The organism is Endozoicomonas sp. ONNA2, assembly GCF_024606365.1.
Taxonomy (GTDB): Bacteria; Pseudomonadota; Gammaproteobacteria; order Pseudomonadales; family Endozoicomonadaceae; genus Endozoicomonas.
Map to the genome: position 1 here is coordinate 1 of NZ_JAHHPO010001134.1, position 2,124 is coordinate 2,124.

Consider the following 2,124-nt stretch of genomic DNA (forward strand, 5'->3'; position numbering starts at 1 on the left):
GAGTTTTGCTCAGTCGACCGTACTCCCCGGTACGGCGCTCCCTCACAAAATCCCTTAGAGCGACAAAGTCCTCGGCTTTGGCATCCTGCGTCGCCCTACCTCCCACATCCATGTGATGTGGTCGTGCGCGAGATTCGGGGCAGTTTATGAAATATCCGGGCTAAAGCAGGCACATAATTTTTTTGACGAAGCATTGAAGGATTATTGGTATTAATCCCCGGTCGGAGGAAGTACCGGTGGAGTGCTTTTCGGGTTACTGATGACGGCTTTGTTACGTCCCTGCTCTTTGGCTTGATAGAGGGCGTTGTCGGACTCTTTAATCAACAGGTCATGGGTAGTTTCAGCGTTCAAACGGTTTGCAATGCCCATCGAGATAGTCACGTTGCCCAAAGACTGACCATTAAACTGCATGCCCTGTCCAGCGATCCGGGTGACCAGCATATTGCCCAGCTCTGTGGCAGTGTCCAGATCAGTAGCGGGACAGACGATACAAATTTCTTCACCACCATAGCGGCAAACCAGATCGCCTTCCCGTGCCGCCTGCTTCAATTCCATGGCGACCTGTTTTAGCACATAGTCGCCAGCATCATGGCCAAAGGTGTCGTTAAATCGCTTGAAGTGATCAAGGTCGATCATCATAACAGAAAGCGTTTCATTCTGTGTTTCCGTGCTGTAGGTATGCTGCTCCAGAAAGTCCATCATATATCGTCTGTTGAACAGACTGGTCAATGGATCCCGAATCGCCTGCTGTCTGAGATCCTCCCGCAGGCGCATATTGGCCAGTGCCAGACCGATCTGTTCTGCCATGGACTCCGCTTTTGATATATTGCTTTCCAGAGCCTGTTGGTCATGATAGTTAAGATGCAAGACTCCCAGGGTTTCACCCTGGGCCACCAGGGGAATACAAACCTGGTACAGGTCGCTTTCCTTACTGCTGTGGCGACAGCGAATTTCCAGACCATCTTCGCTGCTGAAGTGAGTATGCCCTTTTAGTAGTGACCAGCAGTCACTGGGCTCAAAACGGTCGCTTCCCTGCCATTGCTCCCCCCACTGAGTGATAAGGTCCAACCGGTTTCTTGAGGATTTGATCAGCGTGATCGCGCCGCTACGACATCCCGGCAATAAATGGTCAGCAATGGGATGAACGACGTTAGCAGCACTATCGATGGTGGTACAGGCTGACATCAGACTGCCTAGCCGCTGCATCAAACTGAGTTCGTGAGTTCGTACTTTGACTTCAGTTTGCAGCGACTCCCGTTCACGTTTAGCCTGTTTATCAAGCATGGAGCTGAAAAAGCGGGTGATCATAATTACCACAAAAACACCCAGTAAACTGATGACGACTACCCAGATCCAGATCCACATCAGTTCGTCTGTGAACACATTCATGGCAACTGCCGTACGTATTATATAGGTCTCGCCAGCATTCGAAATATAGCTGGCTGCATCATGCCCTTGTTCACTACTGTGATCGTGATGACCAGAATTGACAGTACTTACCTTCAACGCGTAGTACATCAGGTCATACCCCTTGGTATGACTGTGTCGTGTTGATGAACCTTGCCCATGCTGCATCGCTGCCATTACTTCAGAGCGGGATCCATGATTATCCATCTGGTCAAGATCATGTTTAGGTATCTGTGAGTCCCCAATGACAATCCCGCTTTCATTCATAATGGTAACTCTGATGTCTGCACTCCCGCCTATATCAGTGGCGATAACGTCAAAGTCAAAGTGATTGTCACCGTGCAGCTCGATATCATCTTGTAAAATACGTGCGGTTATCTCGGCAACCTGCTCCAGCTTGCTTTGGTAACTTTTCAGCAGGATATTTTTGAAATGGAGGGTTAATAAAGTCAGGCTGGCGGTGAGCACCAGTGTCATCAAAATTGCTGGCATTGCCAAGGCTGCAGATTTACGGAACATACAACTTCCCTGTTAGTCATTGGCTGAGACCAATGATTGTTATTGGTCAGAACTCATTTCATTATTGCAAAGGAATTGGCGGGCTGGTTTTTGCCAGATTTCTGTCAAAACAGGGCTGCAGCGCCCTGTTTCTGGAGGAGAATATTAACCTGAATCCGTAACTTCAGAAGACGTTGAAACCTTCGGAAGCCGGTCGTG

General features: G+C 49.0%; 1 protein-coding gene. It reads right to left on the reverse strand.

Going from position 1 to position 2,124, the window contains the following annotated elements; translation table 11 throughout:
- Nucleotides 1-210: 210 nt before the first annotated feature.
- Nucleotides 211-1,926: a diguanylate cyclase gene (locus KDK14_RS20095; protein WP_257267008.1), complete on the reverse strand. Its 1,716-nt coding sequence runs from the start codon at nucleotides 1,924-1,926 to the stop codon at nucleotides 211-213.
- Nucleotides 1,927-2,124 lie beyond the last annotated feature (198 nt).